Genomic DNA, 21925 nt, shown 5'->3' with positions numbered 1-21925 from the left:
CTCTCGTAACCAGGCAGGCCCAGCACCAACGTCAGCGGCGAAGCTCCAGGACGTCGCTCAGCGGGCGCCGGGGCGTGGCTGGAGGATGCGGCTCGACCCTCGGTATCCGGCCCACCCGAATCAATAAATGCGGCAGGCCGGGCTGTCCGGTCAGCCGCTGGATCAATTCCCGGGCCGGAGTCACTTCGGTCATGTGCGTGAGCGTGCACGTCGCCATCCCGGCAATCGTGCAGTCAAGCAACACAGCGGATAACGCCTCACCGCACCGCAAAACTTCCGGGCCGGTGTCGCCGTGCGTGGACAGCACCAGGATTTTGGAGTGGTCGGCACCGATGGCGGCACGCCGGTCTTCGTATCCCGTGGTCGGGAAGCCTCGTGCCACATCAACACGGCGCGCCTCCGAAGCAGACACTCGCGAGCTGGGCGGTACTCCGTGATCCAGATCGAATGGCGATGTCCACCAGCGTAGTTCGGATTGGTATGACGGATCGTTCTGGCGGATCGCTTCTGTGAGCCGCGACGCCTCAGCCAGCTGTTCACGAGCATCGTCGGATATCACGCTGAGCATCACCGCACCATCGTCCAAGCGGCCACGCAGGCGCTGTTCTAATGCATCCCAGCTCCTTGGCTCGGCGAACGGTAACCGATCGGTCCTTCGCCGCAGGATTGCCCCGGCCCGCTCCCGGTCCGCATCGGTTACCGCCTGCGGGGTGAACCGGAGGGCCGCCAGAAAATCGGCCTTACCAGGATCCGGGAACCGCTCGATGGTGGCCTCCCAGCCAACGGCTGCCATCGCCACGCGCAGGTGATCAAGTACCGCGCCACAGCTCAGTAGCAGCTCTCTGCCTGATGGGTCGATGGTCGGCAACAGCTCTTCGCGGTCGGCGAACAGCTGGAGTTGTTGGCACTCGGCGACCCAACGCCAGGGCTGGCTGTTATGTAGGGAAGGGGCACGGCAAGCCAACATCACCGCATCGCGGATCACATCCGTTTCAAGCACCTTATGCGTCATCTCAACCACTCCCCTTTCGACAGTAAGGATTCGGCAGCGGTACGCCAGGGCCGTTGGTCCTCGTGGAAACGGGCTTTTGGCCCCCTAGGACAGCGGCGCACCATGGGTACGCTTTTGCCATGACTTATGTGATCGGCAGGGCATGTATTGACGTGATGGACAAGTCGTGTGTGCAGGAGTGCCCGGTGGACTGCATCTACGAAGGAGCTCGTTCTCTCTACATCAACCCCGACGAGTGCGTGGATTGCGGTGCATGCAAGCTAATTTGCCGTATGGAGGCGATCTATTACGAAACTGATCTGCCGGCGGACCAGCAACAGCACCTTGCCGACAACGCCGCGTTCTTCAGCGAGGTCTTACCGGGCCGTAGTGCACCTCTTGGCGCCCCGGGTGGCGCTGCTGTCCTGGGTCGGGTTGGTGTTGATACACCATTGGTCGCCGCGCTGCCGCAACCGGAATCGTGCTCACATACCCATCCGGATGGTTGAGAACAAGCGAGATGGCAGAGTCGACAACGGAGTACGGGATACTGGTCGGCGTCGACGGCTCGGCGGAGTCGGATGCCGCGGTACGCTGGGCAAGTCGTGAAGCCGTCATGCGTGCCGAGCGAATCACGTTGATGCATGTGGTTGGCCTTATCCCCGACTGGCCCAGTCCGTCAAGGCAGGCACAAATTTCTGCGCAGCGAGAGCAGAACGCCGGCAACGTGATCGAGCAGGCACACAAGGCTGTGTTAGCGAGTGTGACTGAACCGCAATCGCTCGACCTGCGCACCGAGGTCATCCATTCCGATATCGTGCGTGCACTCGTCTCGGCATCCGCGCAGGCCACGATGACCGTTGCGGGTAGTCGTGGGATGGACGCGTTCGGCCGCTTCCTTCTCGGCTCGGTCAGCAACGGCCTGCTCCACCACGCTTACGGTGCGGTCGCCATCATCCGCGATGATGACGCCATGGAGGTCGACCAGAATGCGCCGGTGCTGGTGGGCATCGACGGGTCCGCCGCGTCAGAGGCGGCCACCGCCTTGGCCTTCGACGAAGCGTCGCTGCGGGGGGTGCCTCTTGTCGCGTTGCACGCGTGGAGCGATGTCGGTGTCTTCCCCATACTCGGGATGGACTGGCGCGATTACGAGGCCCAAGGCGAACGTGTCCTCGCGAAACGCCTGACGGGTTGGCAAGAACGATACCCCGACGTGAAAGTTCACCGCCGGCTGGTATGCGACAAGCCGGCCCGCTGGCTACTCGAAGAGTCCCGCCGCGCACAACTGGTCGTGGTCGGTAGCTGCGGCCGCGGCGGGTTCCCCGGCAAGCTGTTGGGCTCTGTGAGCTCGGCCGTCGCGCATTCCGCGGAAGTCCCTGTGATCGTTGTACGTCCGCGCTTGGGAGAAGCATGAAATGACTAGGCAGGACACCCATTCGGGGGTCGTGGTGGGCGTCGACGGGTCGTCGCCATCCAGAGTGGCGATACGCTGGGCGGCACATGAGGCGGCGATGCGCAACGCCCCGTTGACCCTGGTCCATGTCATCTTCGCGCAGGGATGGGGCCCAGCGGTGTTCGGCGGATCCGCCGAACCCAGCGAAGAGCTGCAGGCATTCGGTCGGAAGATCATCGACGATGCCGTAAAAGTGGTCGAAGACAGCCTCCAAAACGGAGCGCGCCCTCAGATCGATCGCGAAGTGGTGTCGGGGCCGCCCGTTGCGACGCTTGTTGATCTGTCCAAGGATGCGCAGCTGGCGGTGGTGGGGCGCCGGGGGCGGGGTTTATTAGATCGAGTTCTGCTGGGCTCGGTCAGCACCGGACTGGTCTACCACGCCCGCTGCCCGGTGGCGGTGGTCCACCAGGAGGATCCGTTCGCGCCGCAGCCCTCACAACTGCCGGTCTTGGTTGGCATCGACGGCTCGCCGGCCTCGGAGTTGGCCACCGCAATCGCCTTCGACGAGGCGTCCCGGCGTGACGTGGGATTGATTGCACTGCATGCCTGGAGTGATGCCGACGTGTACGAGATCGGCACGGCGGAATGGTCAGCGCAACAGGCGGGGGCGGTGGCGGCATTAGCTGAACGCCTGGCGGGCTGGCAGGAACGCTATCCCGACGTCAGCGTGGATCGCCGGATTGTGTCGGGCCACCCCGCCCTTCATCTGATCGATCAAGCCCAGTCATCCCAACTCGTCGTGGTTGGTAGCCGCGGCCGAGGCGGATTCGCGGGGATGCTGCTGGGCTCGGTGAGCACGGCGGTAGTGAACGCGGCCCGCATACCGGTCATCGTGGCCCGCCAGCACTAAACCGCAACATCGTGCTGCTGTCCAACATCTGGTCACGCAGAGGGAAAGCGTGAGCTGCCGGTCACGATGATTTCGTGGTCGGCGGGCCACTCACGGTCAGAGGCGAGCACCACCCGTGTGGTGCGCGGATTGCGCGCGGTATCGGTATAGGTGAGCGTCACAGTGTCGCCCGGAGCCTTCGACAGGATTGCCGCAACCGCCGCCGCCGAGGTCGCGATCACTCGGTTGTCCACCATGGTGATCACCGTCCCGGGTACCAAGCCGGCCGCCGCGGCGGGGCTACCAGGTTGCGTCTCAGTGACTTTGGCGCCATGAGTATCGTCTGCGATCATTCGCACACCCAGATAGGCATGCGACGCTTTGCCGGTGGTGATCAACTCGCGTGCGATTCGCTTGGCTTGATCGACCGGAACAGCGAACCCGAGCCCATTTGAACCACTCGGCCCAAAGAGCAAGTTGGCGCCGGTCGCGGCGATCACAGCAGTGACGCCAATGAGTTCGCCGTTGTTGTCGATCAGCGCGCCGCCCAAACTCCCCGGGTTGAGCGACGCGTCGGTTTGGATCGCGTCGAGCACGGTCTCCCGGCCGGAGGAGTCGACGATGGTGGGTACAGGGCGGTGCAACGCACTGATGACACCCGTCGTTACGGTGCTCTGCAGGCCCAATGGAGACCCGACCGCAGCCACTTTCTGACCCACGTGGAGATTGGCTGAAGAGCCGACCGTGATCGGTGTGAGCCCGGAAACTCCTTGTGCACGAACAACTGCCAGATCACTCGCTAAGTCCAGCCCCACCACGCTGAACGGTGCCGTACGGCCGTCTGCAAAAGTGGCCACCGTTTTCATGGAACCGTCGCCGCCGGTTTTGCCGCCGGAAGGCACGATCTCGCTGCTGTTGGTCAGGATCAGCCCGTCAGCGGCCCAGACGACACCCGATGCGCCTTGGAACAGCTGATCGGTGTCCGTCTCCAGTTTGACGACACTGGGCACTGCCTTGGCGACAGCGCGCTCAAGGGAGTAATCCGGTGACTCGAGCGTGGGCCACAGGGCCGAAGCGCTGCCATGAGCATGTTGATCACCGAATGGATCGACAGCCAGTACGGCAGTTGCCCCGATAATCCCGGAGATCACCGCCACTGCCATTGCGCCGGCAAAAAGTTTGATATCGCGCGAAAGGCTCTGGTGCCGGGCATTTGGCGCTTCGCGATGATCGGCCTTCATGATGCGCTGCGCATTGCCGGTGCCGGCCGTTGCAGCCGCCGAAGACAGCTGCTGCGCTGCTGGGAGTTGGGTCACCCTATTCCCTAACTGATTGGTTCGTATCGCGGTATATCGACTACATCTTCACCTCGCGATGCTCGTCCTAGTAGGGACCGAAGTCCCAATGCCTGCGGGCGTTTGTCGCTGCAATTCGCGACGTGCCGAGTTGCCCGACGAACGGCCCTAGCACACAGGACTTCCGTACCTACCGCGGAAACCCGTCACATGGTCGGATCGAGTTGCCGGTGAATGGAGTGTGACCAGAGATGAAGCCACCGATTCGGCCCGCGCGGAGTGGATCGCGGATTGTGACGTTGACGATGAATCCGGCTCTCGATATCACCACGACCGCCGACCGCGTCCGGCACACCGAGAAAGTCCGCTGTCACGGCGCGCGGTATGACGCCGGCGGCGGTGGCATCAACGTAGCCCGCATTGCTCATGCCCTTGGTGCATCGGCGTCTGCGGTATTTCCCGCCGGCGGTCAGACCGGACAGCTAGTCGCCGATTTGGTTGCCGAGTCTGATGTTCCATTTCGTCGGATCCCGATCGCCGACACGACGCGGGAGAGTTTCACGATCAATGATACCTGCAGCGGCCACCAGTATCGGTTTGTGCTACCCGGTCCGCGGTTGACTTTCGCAGAACAAGCTCAATGCCTCGACGAACTGCGGCTGGCGGCAAGATCGGCCGACTTTGTGGTGGCCAGCGGAAGCCTGCCGCCGGGCGCACCCGCCGATTATTATCAGCGCGTCGCCGACATCTGCGCGGAGCTGGGATCGTTACTTGTCCTCGACACATCCGGCAGCGGCTTGAGGCACATCACGTTCGGGGTGTTCCTACTGAAAGCCAGCGTGCGAGAACTCCGCGAGTGCATTGGTTCTGACCTCGGCACCGAATCAGAGCAAGTGGCAGCCGCGCTAAAGTTCATCCGGTGCGGCCGGGCCCAAGCCGTGGTGGTGTCACTCGGTTCGCATGGTGCGCTGCTCGCGACACCACATGGGTGCCAACGGTTTTTGTCGGTGCCGGTGCGCACCGTCAGCGGTGTCGGAGCTGGCGACGCGATGGTAGCCGCGATCACCGTCGGCTTCAGTCGAGGATGGCCGATCGACAAATCTGTTCGCTTCGGAATTGCTGCGGGGGCAGCGATGTTGATGACGCCTGGCACCGCCGCGTGTAACTGTGCTGACGCGGAACGCCTTTTCGAGATAGTACCGGAGCCAACCGAAGTGTGATCGACAAGCAACAGTACGAACCCAGCAAGCGAGACGTTCCTCTGACACTTAAGGAGAATTCGATGATCAAACTAGTGCCGAACATGCCAGAGGGAGTGACCGGTATTCGCGTTTCCGGCCGGCTGCTTGGTGACGAACTGCGCGAGTTGCAGCCGGCCATAGAGCAGCTGCTCAAAAAGGGCGAGATCAGGATCGTGGAGGTAATCGCGTCGGATTACGAGGGCTTCGGACACGGCGGGTTAGCCGCAGACCTAAAGCTGGGCTTCGGCACTGTGCTGCCGCATTATTCGGCCTTCAAACGAATCGCGATAGTGTCCGATAAGCAATGGGTCGCCCATACTATGCACGCGCTGGCCTGGATGCTCCCCGGCGAGGTCGCCGTGTTCGGCCTTGACGAGCTCGAGCGCGCCAAAGAGTGGGCGGCCCGCTGAGGGGCGACTTCGTTAATTCAGCTGATTCTCAGTCGGCCCCAGCAGTAGTTCCATTGAGATGCCAATGATTTCTGCTACTGCAGCGATCACATGCGGCATCGCGGCCGCCACCTGCGCCGTGAACCCGAAACCCTGCCCGGTGTCAGCGGCCTCGACGCCCAACACCACTAGCCGGTCGGGCATCCGGCCCAGCGCCTGCCCCAGTGCAAGTGCTTGGGTCACATTTAGACCGTGCGTGCTGACCCCGCCTCCGGCAATCAGATCACCGGCTGTGACGCGATGGATGCGACCGGGCGTCGACGGAGTGGTCATCGCCGCATCCACCAACACCGCCAGCTTTGCCCCAGACCACGCCTCCAGGAGGGTCATGGGATCCTCGATGCCGGTCACGACACGAACATGGGCGGGCTTGTGCTCGTCGATCGCCGCAGCGACGGCAGGGCCGACACCGTCGTCGCGACGATACGGGTTCCCGATCCCGATGACCACGACGTCAGCGTTCAACGCCGCTCCACTGTGAGCTTCAGAAAGTGCGCCGAGCAGGAGATGCATGGGTCATAGCTACGAATCACCCGCTCGCACATGGCTGTCAGCTCACCATCGTCCAGCGCGAGGTTCGCCGATACCACCTGCGCCAGATCGGATTCGATGGCAGCCTGGTTCTGTGAGGTGGGCGGAACGATGCACGCGTCGCCGATAAGTCCTTCCTCGGTGATCCGGTATCGGTGATACAGCAGCCCCCGCGGTGCCTCACTGACACCGTGGCCGATTCCGGCGTGGACGGGCACGTCGACGTACGGCCGCTGCGGAGGCTTGTAGTCATCGATGATTCGTAGCGCCTCTTCGATCGCGTATACCACCTCCACTGCCCGAACCACAATGCTGCGGAAGGGATTTCGACATTCAGCGGCCAACCACGCTTCGGCGGCAGCTTCCCGCGCGACCGGAGAGAGCACCGAGGAGTTCAGCGAATAGCGCGCCAGCGGCCCGGTGAGGTAGCGGCCACCGTCCAAGGTAGCGTGCAACGCAGTGGAGTACGGCACCTGCGACTCGAGCACATGCTCGGTGAATTCGGCTGCCGGGAACGACAGTCCGGCGCTGCGCGCAATCGTCCCGTTCTCGATCGGATAACGGTCAGGCTGCGTGAGCGCGAGGAACTCGTGGCCGAGTTCCAGGTCGGGGAATTCGAATTCGGACACCCAGCGCACGGTGGCGACCGCGTCGTCGAGCGCATGGCGCAACTGCTCGGCAACCGGTTGCAGGTCCGTCCGGGTGGGCACCGAATAGAACCCGCCCAGTCGTGCGTTGATCGGGTGGATTGCTCGCCCGCCGATGAATTCCATCAGCCGGTTGCCGGCCTTCTTCAGCCGCAAGCCCCGCTCGACGATATCGCGCTCATCTTTCGCTAACGCGATTGCGTCGGGATAGCCGAGAAAGTCCGGTGCATGCAGCAGGTAGATGTGCAAGACATGGCTGTGGATCCACTCCCCGCAGTACAGTAGTCGACGCAGTGCCACCACGTCCGGATCGACCTGGATGCCACACGCGTCTTCAATCGCATTGCACGCACTGACCTGGTAAGCCACCGGGCAGATGCCGCACACCCGCGCAGTGATGTCTGGCGGCTCGGTGTAGGCACGGCCACGCAGGAACGCCTCGAAGAACCGCGGCGGTTCATAGATGTTCAGCTCCACACGTTCCAATACCCCGTCGCGCAGCTTCACGTGCAAGGCGCCTTCGCCTTCGACACGGGTCAATGCGCCCACAGTCAGAGTGCGGCTACCCTCGCTCATCTGTCATTCCGTTCGGCGGCGAACTTTGCGACGTTGAAGGTCGAAAACACCCGGTCGACGTCACCCTCGGACATCCCGTCTCGGCGCAGCAGCGGGATCAACGCCGGCATGTTCGGTGTAGCCATCGGGCCGAAACATCCGTAGCAGCCGCGACGATGCCTGGGGCACAATGCTCCACACCCGGCATGGGTGACTGGGCCCAGACACGGGGTGCCATCGGCGACGAGGACACAAGTCACCCCACGCAGTTTGCACTCCATGCATACCGTCTTGGCCGGAATTCGAGGCTTGCGCCCGACCAGCAGCGCGGCCAGGGTATCGAGCAGCTGGCCGCGGTCGATGGGGCAGCCCTGTAGCTGGTAGTCCACCTTGACGTGCGCGGAGGCCGGCGTGGAAGTCGCCAGCGTGTCGATGTACTCCGGTTTGGCGTAGACGACGGCCGCGAACTCGGCGACGTCGGCGAAGTTCCGCAGTGCCTGGACGCCACCCGCGGTCGCACACGCACCGATGGTCACCAGAACCTTGGACTGCTCGCGGATTTCGTGGATACGCTCTTGGTCGTGGCTGGTGGTGATCGAGCCCTCGACCAGTGACACGTCGTAGGGTCCGCCGACGATCGCGCTGGAGGCTTCGAGGAACGTGCGGATCTGCACCTGCTCTGCGAGAGTGAGCAACTCGTCCTCACAGTCCAGTAGTGTCAGCTGGCAACCGTCACATGAGGCGAACTTCCAGACGGCCAATGTCGGTGGGGCCATCTATAGCTCCTGGACCTGTAGCAGTGGACCGGCGACGTCATAACCAACGACCGGTCCGTCGCGACAGAGCAGCAGCGGGCCCAGCTGACAGTGCCCGCACCAGCCGATCCCACATTGCATGTTCCGCTCCAGCGAGACTCGAATATCGTTGGCAGCGAGGCCCTTCTGCACCAGCTCGCGGGCGCAGAACCGGATCATGGGCTCGGGTCCGCAGATAAATGCAGTGGTACGTGCAGGATTCAGCGTCAACCGTCGCAGCGGCTCGGTGACCAATCCGACCTCCCACGGCCAGTCGGGCCCTGCTGCATCGACGATCAGTTCGGCCTCGAGCAGTGGGTTTCCTGCCCATTCTGCGACCTCCTGGCGAAACAGGAAGTGCTCCGGTGTCCGCGCGCCGACGATCACCATCACCCGTCCGAACCGTGACCGCTGGGCCAACGCCTCCAAAACCACCGGCCGCAGGGGGGCCGAACCACACCCGCCGGCCACGATCACCAGGTCGCGCCCGTTCGACGTGGCCAACCCCCAGTCGGTACCGAACGGCCCGCGAACCCCGACCACCGTACCCACGTCGGCATCGTGCAATGCCTGGCTGACCGCGCCGACCGCTCGGATGGTGTGACCGATGGCGTCATCGGCATTTCGGGGAACACCGCTGACCGACATGGCGATTTCACCAATGCCGAAGGCGTACAACATCATGAACTGGCCGGGCAGCGGCGGCGCCACTGATTGACCCACCGGTTCCAGCCAGATGCTTGCCGCCTCGAAACTCTCGACTACCCTGCTGCGGACGCGATACGGGACGGGAGCCATCGCCGAGGACGGTGACTTTGCGTTCTGGGTCGCCGTTTTAGCCATCGCCAGGCTCCTCGGCCTGCTGTTCGCGCGCGAGCACCTCCAGCGCGTTCATTTCCTCGGTGATGTCAATCCCGGTGGGGCACCAGGCGATACAGCGCCCGCAGCCGACGCAGCCGGTGCTGTCGAACTGGTCATGCCAAGTGCCGAGCTTGTGGGTGATCCAGTGGCGGTAGCGTGACTCACCCGATTGCCGCACGCTGCCGCCGTGGATATAAGTGAAGTCGAACTCGTAGCACGACGCCCAGCGCATCCAGCGTTCGGCGTGTTCGCCGGTGAGATCGGTGATGTCCTCAGTGCTGGTGCAGAAGCAAGTGGGACAGACCATGGTGCAGTTGCCACACGTCAGACATCGACTGGCGACGTCTTCCCAGCGCGGTGACTCGCGCGACTCGACGAGCAGTTGGCGGTGGTCGACCTGCGGCATCTGCCGGCCCATATGATTCGCAGCTTCGCTGACTTCGCTTCGCGCCGCGTCAATTTCGGACTGGCTAGCTTCCCAGTGCGGCAGCGCGGCCAACACTTGCGCGCCGTCGTCGCTGCCGACGTCGACCAGGTAGTGCCTTCCATCGGCGTCGATGCGCTCGGTGAGCGCGAGATCGTAGCCAGGACCCACGGCGGGTCCGGTTCCCATCGACGCGCAAAAGCACAAGCCGCCCGGTTCGGTGCAGTTGACGGCCACCACGAAGACCCGTCGCAACCGGCCCACGAAACCTTGGTCCGGATGTGCCCCAACACCGAGCACTCCGTTCAGGATTCTGATCGCCGACAGGTCGCATGCCCGCACCCCGATGAACGCATACTGCGGCGGCTCTTCCGGTTCGGTCCCGTCGGACGACCACACCCGCTGCCTAGGCGGGTGCAAGAACTGCTTCCACGACTGGGGGCCGGCCGAATGGCCGAACAGCGCATCGTCGTCACGGCGCCGCAACCGGTAATGCCCCGGACCCACGTCCACACCCCAACCGCGAGGCAGATCGTCGGCCGATTCGAGCTCAGCGAGCACTATTGCGTTGTCCCGTAACGTCGGGCCGACGACGCGATAGCCGCGCTCGATCAGCACACCGACAAGTGCCGCCAGGCCAGAGGCATCCAACGTGGCGATCGAGTGGGCAGAGCCCGTATCCATCCTGATGATCGTTATCGCCGACGCTCGAACTGCGCAAGAGTCGAAAGACCCAGCCCCATGGCCAGTTGTCATCCGACGACGGCCGGCAAGCGGCATCTGACGAGGCGGGGACCAATGGCCAGCAAACCAAGGACCAACGACCCTGAAGGTGCCGCTAGGTAATCGATACCGTTGCGCACGACTGTCGGCTTACCTTGCGCCGGCATGGCCAAGCCCCGGAGTTCATGATGAGTGGATCGCCCACCTCCCCGGCAGTGGTGGTTGGCGTCGACGGATCCAAAGTAGCCATCCGCACAGCACTGTGGGCCGCGGATGAGGCGGTTGATCGTAACGTTCCCCTGCGCTTGCTGTGTGCAGTCGATCAGGACAATACGAAGCCGGTCGACGAGAGGGACACTCCTCGCCTGGCTAACGCCGAAATGGCCGTGCATTGGGCGTCCGCGGCGGTTGAGGCCACCGACAAACCGGTGAAAATCGAAGCCGAGATCTCCCGCGACTCGCCAATTAGCGCACTCGTCAGTGCTTCTCGGTCGGCGGCGATGGTCTGCGTCGGTGCACTGGGGCTCAATCACTTCCAACCCGGCCGGGTGGGCTCCACCGCCGCTGCCCTTGCGGTCGCGGCGCATTGCCCCGTCGCCATCGTTCGCGGAGGTGGTCATCGGCCGCAACCAAGCTGTCAGTGGATTGTCGTCGAAGCCGACGAGTCACCTGACGTCGGGGTGGTACTGGAGGCCGCCGCAACTGAGGCGCGGCTACGTAACGCCCCATTGCGGGCGGTCACCTGCTGGAAAAGTTCCCCCGCGGATCAACCGGCCGCGGGCGATTGCCGGATACGCGCTCGTCTGGATCGCCGGATGGCCCGGTGGCGACGACGCTATCCCGATCTTTCCACCGAGGCGATCGCCTTGCATGGTTGCCTTCTCGACTATCTGGCCAAGCACGCAGCAAGCGTGCAGTTGCTCGTCGTGGGTGCCCGCCATCCCGATCATGTGCGCGAAATTCTTGGGGCTGCGGGCAATGCGGCGTTGGTCGACTTCAACGGTGTGCTTCTCGTCGTTGGTCACCAACATCTATGAGGGGATAGAGCATGATGGATGTCTACGCGTCGGTCTGCAGAACAGAACGGCGCCCGTCTGTGGAGGGCTCGCCATGGTGAGGGTCTTTTTGGTCGACGACCACGAGGTGGTCCGCCGAGGGATCGTCGACTTGCTCGAGTCGGACCTGGAGCTGGAAGTCGTGGGCGAAGCCGGTTCGGTCGCCGAAGCGCTGGCCCGGATACCGGCGGTGCGGCCCGACGTCGCGGTGCTCGACGTCCGGCTGCCCGATGGCAGCGGAATCGAACTGTGCCGGGATTTGCTGTCGGACCTGCCGGAGCTGCGCTGCCTGATGTTGACCTCATTCACCTCCGATGAGGCGATGCTTGACGCGGTTCTGGCCGGGGCCAGCGGCTACGTCGTCAAGGACATCAAGGGCATGGAGCTGGCGCAAGCCATCAAAGACGTAGGTGCCGGCAAATCGCTGCTGGACAACCGGGCTGCCGCGGCCTTGATGGCGAAGCTCCGCGGCACTGCCGAACGCACTGATCCGCTGCTTGGGCTCACCGACCAGGAGCGGACGCTGCTCGCGCTCCTCAGCGAGGGACTCACCAACAAGCAAATCGCCGCCCGCATGTTCTTAGCGGAAAAAACGGTGAAGAACTATGTATCACGTTTGCTGGCCAAGCTTGGGATGGAGCGGCGGACCCAAGCAGCGGTGTTCGCGTCCAAGTTGAACGCTGACCATCGCCCGTCGGATAGGGGAGACGGAGGTCTCGCCTGGTGACACCATGGTCGTGTGACTGACGCAGTCGAGGCCGGACGGGGCGCGCATCCGCTGCGCGACACGCTTTCCCAGCTGCGGCTGCGGGAGCTGCTGGTCGAAGTCCAGGATCGTATCGAACAGATCGTCAAAGGGCGCGACCGGCTCGACGGCTTGGTCGAGGCGATGCTGGTCGTCACATCGGAGCTCAACCTCGACGCTGCCCTGCGCACCATCGTGCACACCGCCATCGAGCTTGTCGACGCCCGATACGGGGCCTTAGGGGTACGCGGCAGCGGACACGATCTCGTGGAGTTCGTCTATGAAGGAATCGATGAAGAGCTGCGGGAGCGGATTGGGCACTTGCCCGAGGGCCGCGGTGTGCTTGGGGTCCTGATCGATGATCCGAAGCCGATCCGCTTGGACGACATCGCCCAACACCCCGCGTCGGTGGGGTTTCCCCCCCATCACCCGCCCATGCGCGCCTTCCTGGGTGTGCCCGTCCGCATACGCGACCAGGTGTTCGGCAACCTGTATCTGACGGAGAAAATCAACGGGCAGCCGTTCAGCGAAGACGATGAGGTGCTTGTCCAGGCCCTAGCCGCCGCGGCCGGAATCGCGATCGAGAACGCTCGCTTGTACGAACAATCGAAGGCCCGCCAATCCTGGATCGAAGCAACCCGCGATATCGCAACGAATCTGCTTTCCGGTGCCGACCCGGCAACCGTATTCCAACTCATCGCGGAGGAAGCACTCAAATTAGCGGAGGCGCAAGCAACCCTGGTTGCGGTGCCTCTCGACGAAGACACGCCGTCCGCTGACGTCAACGAACTGCTGGTGACAGAGACCGCCGGCGAGCTGTCCCTGCTCAGCGAAGCACCGACGATACCGGTCCGCGAGACACCGGTCGGACAAGCTTTTCACAACCGCACTCCGCTTCGGTTCGACCACATCGACCTTGAAATCGGCGTCGGCGCAATGGCCTCCGGCCCCGCGCTGGTATTGCCTCTCCGTACCACTGACCGGGTCGCCGGCATCCTGGTTGTGCTTCGCCCCGCTGGCGCAACGCCTTTCACCGAAGAACAAGAAGAAATGATGGCGGCCTTCGCTAACCAGGCTGCGCTGGCCTGGCAGCTAGCGACCTCGCAACGTCTGGCGCACGAGCTCGACGTATTGGCCGACCGCGATCGAATCGCTCGAGACCTTCATGACCATGTCATCCAGCGCCTGTTCGCCGTGGGGCTTGGGCTGCAGGGCACTATCCCGCTGGCGCGAATGCCCGAGGTACGGGAACGGCTTTCGCAGTACGTCGATGACCTTCAAACTGTCATCCAAGAAATCAGGACCACGATTTTCGATCTGCACACACCGGCTTCAGGCATGACCCGCCTGCGCCAACGGCTCGACGCGGCGATCGCTCAATTCTCGGAGGGAAAACTACACGTCACGACACAGTTCACTGGACCGCTCTCGGTGGTAGATTCCGCTCTGGCCGATCACGCCGAAGCTGTTGTGCGCGAGGCGGTCAGCAATGCCGTGCGACATGCCAACGCCACCACGCTCAGCGTCACCGTCAAGGTCGAAGACGATTTATCCATCGAAGTGGCGGATAACGGCCGGGGTATGCCTGAACACATCACCGGCAGCGGCCTGACGAACTTGCTTCAGCGCGCCCAACAGGTCTGCGGCACGTTCACAGTTGATAGCCCGCCAACCGGCGGCACGGTAGTGCGGTGGTCGGCTCCGTTGACCTAACGCTTGGCTTCTGTGCCGCACTCACGCGCGCGAGCCGCGTGCCACGACTACCGGCATTCGCGCCAGCTGCGCGACGGTTTCGCTGACCGAACCCACGCGCATTCCAGCGAACCCGCCCCGGCCTCGGCTGCCGACCACAGTCAGCTGGGCTTCCCCAGACCATTCGACGAGCTGACGCGCCGGTTGATCGCATACAACGATCCGGCGGACGGCCACGTCTGGGTACTGCTCTCGCCACCCCGCCAGGCGCTCTGCCAGTACCCGTTCTGCCGTCAATTCTATTGCCCTCCAATTCATGCCGGGCCACTCGGATACATCCGCGTCACTCCAGGCGTGCAGAGCCACCAACCCCACGTTGCGGTGCGAGGCTTCGTCGAAAGCGATCGCAGTTGCCAGCTCAGATGCCGGTGAGCCGTCAATTCCGAGCAATATCGGCGCATGCGCCGGGTGCGGCATCAGCGGGTCCTCGTCGTGGATGACTGCGACCGGGCAATGCGCGTGTCGGACTAACCCGGAACTAACCGAGCCGAGAAGCCGGGCACTCCACCTTCCGCTGCCGCGACTCCCCGCAACCAATAGCTCCGCGTCTTCAGACATGCCGACCAGTACGGAAACCGCCGGGGACGACAACAGTTCGGTGCGTACCTGAGCGGGTCCTTTGTCCTGACAAGCTTGTTCAACGACCTTAAGCGCCTCATCGAGCAGACGGCGTCCATGTTCTTTCTGCCATCGCGCCAAGCCCGGCGGCAATGGCGTATCCAGCCAAGTCGTCATGTTCGGAGAAATCGCGTGGACAAGCGTCAGCCCGACGTTTCGCAGTTCGGCGTCACGAGCGGCCCAATCCACGGCCACCTTAGCGGCTGGGGAGTCATCCACGCCGACAACAATTCCCAGATGTGGTTTGCCCGAGGACATGGCGTCTCCCCTAACGTTGGGTTGCCAAAGCGATTTGGCCACTGTCGACCTGACGGTAGGGGAAAGTGACGTGCTTAAGTCAGAGGCGTTGGTCACCAGCTGCATGGTCGTATGGCCACAGGGCTCGAAATACCAAACAACCCTGGTGCTACACCTCAGGAAGTCCTGCTGAACGGGGTCTTTTTGCCCTAGCAGGCATGGGTCTGGCCAGACGAACCTGGATGGATGACTTCGTCCTCATAGAAAGCGGTAACCCCATGAGCGCCCACTTCCCGGACCGAGAGACCATCCACACCGTGTTGTCGATGGCAACGCGTGCGCCGTCGGTGCACAACACACAGCCGTGGCGGTGGCGAGTGGGCCAGGAGAGTCTGCACCTCTACGCCGACCGTAGACTGAACCTGCCCAGCACGGATCCCGACGGCCGCGACCTCATTCTCAGCTGCGGTATCGCCTTGCATCACTGCGTGGTGGCATTGGCGGCGCTTGGGTGGCAGTCAAGAGTTCACCGGCTACCGAACCCAGACGAACCGGAACACCTTGCCGCCATTGAGGTTTACCGTCATCCTGCCAACGAAGTCGACATCACGCTGGCGGCGGCGATCCCGCGGCGGCGCACCGATCGGCGCCGCTACAGCTCGTGGGTTGTCCCCGCCAACTACATAGCGCTGATGGGTGCCCGCACGGCGCGCGCCGGAGTGATGCTGCGTCAAATCGAGTCGCTACCGCGGCTGCAGCACATCGTGGCAGAAGCTGTTTGGCGACACGCGACCGACCACAATTACTTGGCCGAGCTGACCACGTGGAGCGGACGTTACGCATCGTTGGCTGGTGTGCCGGCCCGCAATTCACCGGAGTCTGATCCGACCGCGCCCATCCCGCCGCGGCTGTTCGCCGGCCCCGCTCTTGCGCAGCCGCCCGAGACCGACCCCACGGAGGACAATGCCGCGGTATTGGCACTTGGCACCAAAGACGACAGCACGCTGGCTCGGCTGCGCGCCGGTGAGGCCACCAGCCTCGTACTGCTGAGCGCGACGGCACTCGGATTGGCGAGCTGCCCGGTCACCGAACCGCTGGAGCTGGTCGAAACCCGCGACGCAGTACAAATCGAGGTCTTCGGCATGAGTGGGTTCCCACAGATGCTGCTCCGCATCGGTTGGGCGCCGGTCAACGCTGAGCCCTTACCGTCGACGCCACGCCGCCCCCTGGGTGACGTCGTCGAATTTCTGGATGGGTCGGCGTTCAGCTAACGGCGTCTTGAATTTCGGATGCGATGTCATCCAGATCGAACTCGAGATGCACGACTCCGTCGCTGTATTCAGTTCTTCGCGGCTGAAGACCAGCATCACGGAAAACTCTGAACATCAGGTGATTTGTGGTCATGACATCGGCGACGAAGTGGCGAATTCCGCTAGCACAGGCAACTTTCGCAAGCCGCCGAAGCAATGCGGTTCCCACTCCGCGCAGATGATCCGCGTGGGCCACGACGACAGCAACCTCGGCGGTAGCTGGCTTGGCGCAGACCACGTAGTTAGCAACGCCGATCAGGTTTCCGGACTCGAATGCGCCCAGTGCGTAGTCTTCACCCGTACCTTCAGTAAGCCTCTGCGCCAAAGCTTTCAAGTACATCGGGTGCATCGTGAAAAACCTCAAGTAGCACTCACGCTCGGTCAGCGTGTCATGTAGTGCAATGACCGCGTCGATATCCGACGGCTCGAGGCGGCGCAACAGTACCGCGGCGCCATCCCGCATCGTCGCCGTGACTATCTTCTCCACAAGTTCTCCCGTGTCCGACGTCTAGCAGCGAACCACCAGCACCGAGCACTCGGCGTGACCGAGCAACGGCTGGCGGTGTGGCCCGATCAGCTGCACGACCTGGTCAACATCAGAGCTGCCGATCACAGCGAGCTGAACTCGTCTGCCGTTTACGCCAAGAAAGTCCGCGATGTTGGTATGCGTGGCCGCAGTATAGATTTGCACGCTGGGACAGCGCAGCCTCCAGGACTCTAGCCGTCTGTTCACGTCGTCCAGGGTCATGTCACCGAGGTCTTCTCGCCACCCGCCGAGGGCGAGCACTGGTGCATCGCGCAGCTGAGCCTCTTTCATCGCCTGCTGGACGACTGCTTCGTTCTCGGATGAGTTGTTGACCGCGACCACTATGCAGTCGCTGGCAAGCTTCAACTGCCTCGGCTTGGTGCGGATGATCGCGACCGAGCAGTGAGCGGCCTTAGCCAGTTCTGCCGCCGTGGAACCTAGCAATGCACGGGCGAAACGGCCGATTCCCACCGAACCGACGCACACCATGTCAGCCCGGCGGGATTCGGCGATGAGGACGGCCGCGGGATCGCCTCGCAGAATGTCGGTTTCGACCTTGACAGCTTTGCCGGTGGCTTCCATCGCAGCGCACGCTGTGCTCAGCGCAGTTTCGCCGTATTCGACTTCCATCTGCACATTTCCCACGGACGCGAACGCAGCCGGTTCTACCCGTTCATGGATCACATGGACCAGCCGCAGCGGAACCTCACGGCTGACGGCCTCATCGATTGCCCATTCCGCGGCCCGAATCGCCGCATCTGAGCCATCGATGCCAACCATGACTGATCGAGAGGTATGTGACGTGTTCATGGTTTTTCCCTTGTGCGCCGCGGCTTGACATCTGTGCCTCGACGCTATGCGTTCGTCCGTAGGGACCGGCAGGAGCCGTAAGTCCCTAGGCCGCGGCCATAGGTCCTCGGCTTGCCGAGGGACGTTGGTCCTCAATAGCCGCGTATTCGGCGTGTCGGTCCATTCCAGGGAGTTAAATACCAGCGATCGGTCCGCTGACTGGTAAAAGGATCGTCGACGATGGCAACCGAAGCAGCACAGTCCGGGCGCTCCGAACCGGCGACCGCACAACCATTGATCGGCAAGGGCTGGGTTCAGGGTGTGGCCCTGGTAATGATCTTTGGCTTCCTGGTCTTGGGCATCCTTGCCTACCGCACCTATACCACGTCAATGCCCTTGCCGGACAAGGTCGTCAGCGAATCCGGTCAGGTGTTGTTCACCAAGGACGACGTCACCCGCGGGCAGGAGCTGTATCAAGCACGCGGCTTGATGGAGTACGGCTCGGTGCTTGGCCATGGCGCCTACCTGGGGCCGGACTACACGGCCGAGTACCTGCGCATGTCCACCGACGACGTGGCCGACCAATGGCGGTCGGGGGGTGTGGCCGATCCGCGAGACCAGGTGGTCGCCGAGTTCCGCACCAACCGGTATAACCCGGGCACCAAGACGCTGGTGCTCACCGACCGGCAGGCACGGGCATTCGACGACATCCAGCGCCACTACGCGGCCTACTTTGGTGAGAACTCCACCAAGTACGGGCTGCGGCCGCGCATGATCACCGACCGGGCCGACATCCACGACCTGACCTCGTTCTTTGCCTGGACCGCGTGGGCGTCGGCGGCGCAGCGGCCCGGTCAGATCTACAGCTACACGAACAACTGGCCGCCCGAGAAGCGTGTCGACAACGGTCCGACCGCCTCAGTACTGGTGTGGTCGGCGCTGTCGCTGATCGCGCTATTGGGCGGCATCGGGATCTTGTTCGCCGTCTACGGGCGGTGGAGCCAGCAAGTCGGCTGGCACGGCGAACAAACGTCCACTCTGTCGTTCCGCGAACCCGGCGAGGTGAGCCTGACGCCAGCGCAACGGGCCACGATCTGGTTCTTCGCGATCGTGTCGGTGTTGTTCCTGGCGCAGACGCTGGTGGGCGCGGCCGCCGAACACTACCGGGCCGACCTCTCGAATTTCTTCGGCCTGGACCTGGCTCGGGTGTTGCCCTACAACCTGGCCCGCACCTGGCATGTGCAGCTGGCCTTGTTCTGGACCGCGGCGGCGTTTCTGGCCGGTGGCATCTTCCTGGTGCCGTTCATCAGCCGCCGGGAGCCGCGGCGGCAGAGCTGGCTGGCCTACGGCCTACTGGGCGCTGTCGCGGTGGTGGTGTTCGGATCGCTGATCACGGAGGCGCTATCCATTTACGGCGTGATTCGCCGCGGCGGCTTGTTATCTCAACAGTGGGAATACCTCGACCTGCCGCGGCTCTGGCAGATCCTGCTGATCGTCGGCATGTTCCTGTGGATCGTGATCATCTGGCGGGGAATGCGGGCCCGGCTGCGGAGCGAATCCAAACTGAACATGCCGTGGCTGTTCTTTTTTGCCGGACTTGCGATTCCGGTGTTCTACGCGGTTGGCCTGCTGGCCAGCAGCGGCACCCACTACACCGTCGCTGATTTCTGGCGGTTCTGGGTAGTGCACCTGTGGGTCGAGGATTTCCTCGAGCTCTTCACCACCGTGATGGTGGCCTACATCTTCGTACTGCTCGGAGTAGTGCGCGAACGGATCGCATTGGGCGTCATCTTCCTCGACATCATCTTGTATTCCGCCGGCGGCGTGATCGGCACCATGCACCACCTGTACTTCTCCGGTACCCCGGTCGAGCACATGGCCCTGGGTGCATTCTTCTCGGCCGCCGAGGTCATACCGCTGACCTTCCTCACCGTCGAAGCGTGGGCCTTCCTGCAGTTGGGGTCGCGGCAGCAATCCGGTGACGGCAGGCCGTTCCCCCACCGCTGGGCGGTGATGTTCCTGGTGGCGGTCGGATTCTGGAACTTCTTGGGCGCGGGCATCTTCGGGTTCCTGATCAACCTGCCGATCGTGTCCTACTACCAGATCGGCACCGCGCTGACGGCCAACCACGGTCATGCTGCGCTGATGGGTGTCTACGGCATGCTCGCCGTGGGCCTGGCGATGTTCGCTTTCCGCTACGTGATTCCCGCCGACAAATGGCCTGAGAAATGGGCCCGGATCTCGTTCTGGGGGATGAACATTGGGCTGGCGTGGATGGTGTTCGCCACGTTGCTGCCGCTCGGCGTGCTGCAGCTGTACCATTCGGTCAACAGCGGCTACTTCGAGGCTCGTTCGCTGGGCTACATCACCAAGCCGGGCAATTCGCTGATCGAATGGCTGCGGCTGCCGGGTGACGTGATCCTCATTGTCGGCGGTGTGCTGCCGTTCATCTACATCGCCTTGACGGCCTTGCGGTACTTCCGCTCCGGTTCCGCCGCTCAAGAGTTGCCCGAGCATCCGCTCTACACCGAGGTAGTCCCGGCAGTTGGGGCCGAGTCCCCAACGCCGCCGAAGGATTGAAATGACAGCACCCACGACATCGGTGTGGCTGGTCGCCGGCTATGCGCTGTTCTTAGTGGCCGCTGCGTGGGGCTTCGACGCCATGGCCAAGCGCGCATCGCGGCACGCCGCGCGGTGGCGCACCGGAAAATTCGTCTACCGGCCCGACCACGACGCCTGGGTGTGTCCTCAGGATCAGTGGCTGTGGCCGACCTCGTTCGATCCCCACCACCGGGTGATGCGGTATCGGGCATCGCCGGTGGTGTGCAACAGTTGTCCGGTGAAGTCGACGTGCACGACGTCGAACCACGGCCGGGAGATCAGCCGCGAGGTCGATCCGTGGCCCCACTCGGATGCCGGCCGGTTCCACCGCGGAATCGCCTGTGTGGTAGCCGGTTTGGGAGTGGTGATGCCGGTGGCGATGCTGATAGGCCAGCATTCTGGCGCCGATGTGCTGGTGCTTGGTGGCGCCGCGGTGTTCGTGGTGGCTGCCGGACTACCGCTGGCCCGGCACCTATGGAATACGCCGACGAATGCCCCTGAGTACCTCCCGCATCGCTCCGGTCTGCAGGATCAGGTCGCCGCCGCGATCGACCGATACTCCACCCAGTGGGGCGGCGGCTGGGCGCAGAAGGAGGACAGCCCGCAGTGAACGCAGTAGTGGTAGCCCTTGTTCTGGTAGTGGCAACCGGGCTCGTGGTGCTGGGGTTCGTTTCGCTGGCGGTGCTTCGCGAGTACGAACGTGGCGTGGTGTTTCGGATGGGACATGTCCGCCCGTTGTATCGGCCCGGGCTGCGGTTTTTAATTCCCTTAGTGGACCGTATGGTCAGAGTCGACCAACGGGTGGTGACCTTGACCATCCCGCCACAGGAGGTGATTACCCGCGACAATGTGCCGGCCCGGGTGAACGCGGTGGTGATGTTCCGGGTCGTCGATCCGCTGAAAGCGATTCTTGCGGTGGAGAACTACGCCGTGGCCACCTCTCAGATCGCGCAGACGACGCTGCGGTCGCTGCTGGGCCGAGCAGATCTCGACACCTTGCTGGCCCACCGCGATGACCTGAACCGCGACCTTCAGACGATCATCGAAAAGCAAACCGAGCCGTGGGGTGTTCAAGTGCGGGTGGTCGAGATCAAGGATGTCGAGATCCCTGAGTCGATGCAGCGGGCCATGGCTCGGGAGGCCGAGGCCGAACGGGAACGACGCGCAAAAGTCATCAACGCCCGCGGTGAGCTGCAAGCGTCCGAGGAACTGCGCGAAGCCGCGGATACGCTGTCGAAGAACCCGGCGTCGCTTCAGTTGCGTTATCTGCAAACGCTGTTGGAGCTCGGTGCCGATCAGAACTCGACCGTGGTCTTCCCTCTGCCGGTCGACATCATCACACCGTTCCTCAAGCACCCGGAATTAGTGGCAGACATCGCCGCCTCGATGAACGATCGTCGCTGACTCACAGGGGTAACCACAGCGCTGGGCCGAATGGCGACCAGGCCAGGGACCAATGACCCTGTCGAAGGGAGCGTTGTTCGAGCAGGCTTGATGGC

At 63.2% G+C, this 21925-nt stretch carries 22 protein-coding genes; 12 read left to right on the top strand and 10 right to left on the bottom strand.

All coding sequences use genetic code 11. The annotated features are described in order from the left end of the window. Positions 1-31 precede the first annotated feature (31 nt). Entirely contained in the window at positions 32-1012 is a 981-nt protein-coding gene (locus G6N15_RS17640) for an Acg family FMN-binding oxidoreductase (protein WP_083089756.1), read from the bottom strand. A gap of 119 nt (positions 1013-1131) precedes the next feature. Between G6N15_RS17640 and fdxA the strand changes: the two genes are divergently transcribed. Genes fdxA through G6N15_RS17625 form a run of 3 tightly spaced genes read left to right on the top strand, consistent with a single transcriptional unit; the run spans position 1132 to position 3294 of the window. Then, positions 1132-1500, top strand: coding sequence for a ferredoxin (gene fdxA / locus G6N15_RS17635; RefSeq protein WP_083089769.1), 369 nt, complete (start codon positions 1132-1134; stop codon positions 1498-1500). A gap of 11 nt (positions 1501-1511) precedes the next feature. Beyond that, positions 1512-2405: a universal stress protein gene (locus tag G6N15_RS17630; RefSeq protein WP_083089755.1), complete on the top strand. Its 894-nt coding sequence runs from the start codon at positions 1512-1514 to the stop codon at positions 2403-2405. A 1-nt stretch (position 2406) separates the two neighbouring features. Beyond that, positions 2407-3294 (top strand): universal stress protein, encoded by an 888-nt coding sequence (locus tag G6N15_RS17625; RefSeq protein WP_083089754.1) that lies wholly within the window; start codon positions 2407-2409, stop codon positions 3292-3294. Between the two features lie 32 nt (positions 3295-3326). Here G6N15_RS17625 and G6N15_RS17620 read toward each other — a convergent pair whose 3' ends face one another. Continuing rightward, positions 3327-4589, bottom strand: a complete 1263-nt coding sequence (locus G6N15_RS17620; protein ID WP_232070270.1) for a S1C family serine protease — start codon at positions 4587-4589, stop codon at positions 3327-3329. Positions 4590-4819: 230 nt separating this feature from the next. On the opposite strand from G6N15_RS17620, the gene G6N15_RS17615 reads away from it, so the two are divergent. Beyond that, complete coding sequence (locus G6N15_RS17615; RefSeq protein ID WP_083089753.1) at positions 4820-5788, top strand: 1-phosphofructokinase family hexose kinase; 969 nt, start codon at positions 4820-4822, stop codon at positions 5786-5788. A gap of 62 nt (positions 5789-5850) precedes the next feature. Further along, positions 5851-6219, top strand: a complete 369-nt coding sequence (locus G6N15_RS17610; protein WP_083089767.1) for a SpoIIAA family protein — start codon at positions 5851-5853, stop codon at positions 6217-6219. A 12-nt stretch (positions 6220-6231) separates the two neighbouring features. On the opposite strand, the gene G6N15_RS17605 is transcribed toward G6N15_RS17610, so the two are convergent. Genes G6N15_RS17605 through G6N15_RS17585 form a run of 5 tightly spaced genes read right to left on the bottom strand, consistent with a single transcriptional unit; the run spans position 6232 to position 10754 of the window. Next, entirely contained in the window at positions 6232-6723 is a 492-nt protein-coding gene (locus tag G6N15_RS17605) for a hydrogenase maturation protease (RefSeq protein ID WP_083089752.1), read from the bottom strand. Next, positions 6720-8012 (bottom strand): Ni/Fe hydrogenase subunit alpha, encoded by a 1293-nt coding sequence (locus tag G6N15_RS17600; RefSeq protein WP_083089751.1) that lies wholly within the window; start codon positions 8010-8012, stop codon positions 6720-6722. The genes G6N15_RS17605 and G6N15_RS17600 overlap by 4 nt, the downstream gene beginning before the upstream one ends. After that, positions 8009-8767, bottom strand: a complete 759-nt coding sequence (locus G6N15_RS17595) for an NADH-quinone oxidoreductase subunit B family protein (protein WP_083089750.1) — start codon at positions 8765-8767, stop codon at positions 8009-8011. The genes G6N15_RS17600 and G6N15_RS17595 overlap by 4 nt, the downstream gene beginning before the upstream one ends. Beyond that, positions 8768-9628, bottom strand: a complete 861-nt coding sequence (locus tag G6N15_RS17590; RefSeq protein WP_083089749.1) for an FAD/NAD(P)-binding protein — start codon at positions 9626-9628, stop codon at positions 8768-8770. Continuing rightward, complete coding sequence (locus tag G6N15_RS17585; protein WP_083089748.1) at positions 9621-10754, bottom strand: 4Fe-4S dicluster domain-containing protein; 1134 nt, start codon at positions 10752-10754, stop codon at positions 9621-9623. The genes G6N15_RS17590 and G6N15_RS17585 overlap by 8 nt, the downstream gene beginning before the upstream one ends. 227 nt (positions 10755-10981) lie before the next feature. Here G6N15_RS17585 and G6N15_RS17580 point away from each other — a divergent pair, with 227 nt between their 5' ends. The 3 genes from G6N15_RS17580 (at position 10982) to G6N15_RS17570 (ending at position 14306) form a co-directional block, all read left to right on the top strand. After that, complete coding sequence (locus G6N15_RS17580) at positions 10982-11830, top strand: universal stress protein (protein WP_083089766.1); 849 nt, start codon at positions 10982-10984, stop codon at positions 11828-11830. Positions 11831-11903: 73 nt separating this feature from the next. Next, the gene (dosR, locus tag G6N15_RS17575) at positions 11904-12575 is read left to right on the top strand and encodes a hypoxia response regulator transcription factor DosR/DevR (protein WP_083089747.1); all 672 of its coding nucleotides are present in this window, start codon (positions 11904-11906) and stop codon (positions 12573-12575) included. A 12-nt stretch (positions 12576-12587) separates the two neighbouring features. After that, positions 12588-14306: a sensor histidine kinase gene (locus G6N15_RS17570; protein WP_163748126.1), complete on the top strand. Its 1719-nt coding sequence runs from the start codon at positions 12588-12590 to the stop codon at positions 14304-14306. Between the two features lie 21 nt (positions 14307-14327). Here G6N15_RS17570 and G6N15_RS17565 read toward each other — a convergent pair whose 3' ends face one another. After that, positions 14328-15221, bottom strand: coding sequence for a universal stress protein (locus tag G6N15_RS17565; RefSeq protein WP_083086737.1), 894 nt, complete (start codon positions 15219-15221; stop codon positions 14328-14330). Between the two features lie 257 nt (positions 15222-15478). Between G6N15_RS17565 and G6N15_RS17560 the strand changes: the two genes are divergently transcribed. After that, complete coding sequence (locus G6N15_RS17560) at positions 15479-16471, top strand: Acg family FMN-binding oxidoreductase (protein ID WP_083086734.1); 993 nt, start codon at positions 15479-15481, stop codon at positions 16469-16471. On the opposite strand, the gene G6N15_RS17555 is transcribed toward G6N15_RS17560, so the two are convergent. After that, a complete protein-coding gene (locus G6N15_RS17555; RefSeq protein ID WP_232070269.1) occupies positions 16464-16997 on the bottom strand; it encodes a GNAT family N-acetyltransferase in 534 nt (177 codons plus the stop codon). The two genes, G6N15_RS17560 and G6N15_RS17555, sit on opposite strands and share 8 nt — an antisense overlap. Positions 16998-17018: 21 nt before the next feature. Beyond that, a complete protein-coding gene (locus tag G6N15_RS17550; RefSeq protein ID WP_232070268.1) occupies positions 17019-17816 on the bottom strand; it encodes a universal stress protein in 798 nt (265 codons plus the stop codon). Positions 17817-18065: 249 nt separating this feature from the next. Here G6N15_RS17550 and G6N15_RS17545 point away from each other — a divergent pair, with 249 nt between their 5' ends. Genes G6N15_RS17545 through G6N15_RS17535 form a run of 3 tightly spaced genes read left to right on the top strand, consistent with a single transcriptional unit; the run spans position 18066 to position 21830 of the window. Further along, positions 18066-20405, top strand: a complete 2340-nt coding sequence (locus G6N15_RS17545) for a nitric-oxide reductase large subunit (protein WP_083086729.1) — start codon at positions 18066-18068, stop codon at positions 20403-20405. Between the two features lies 1 nt (position 20406). Beyond that, positions 20407-21036 carry a hypothetical protein gene (locus G6N15_RS17540; protein WP_083086727.1) on the top strand — a complete coding sequence of 210 codons (630 nt, stop codon included), beginning with the start codon at positions 20407-20409 and terminating at the stop codon, positions 21034-21036. Next, positions 21033-21830 carry a slipin family protein gene (locus tag G6N15_RS17535; protein ID WP_083086767.1) on the top strand — a complete coding sequence of 266 codons (798 nt, stop codon included), beginning with the start codon at positions 21033-21035 and terminating at the stop codon, positions 21828-21830. Before G6N15_RS17540 ends, G6N15_RS17535 begins: the two co-directional genes overlap by 4 nt. Positions 21831-21925: the final 95 nt, after the last annotated feature.

The organism is Mycobacterium noviomagense (assembly GCF_010731635.1).
Classification (GTDB): domain Bacteria; phylum Actinomycetota; class Actinomycetes; order Mycobacteriales; family Mycobacteriaceae; genus Mycobacterium; species Mycobacterium noviomagense.
This window is presented reverse-complemented; position numbering and strand designations above follow the sequence as displayed.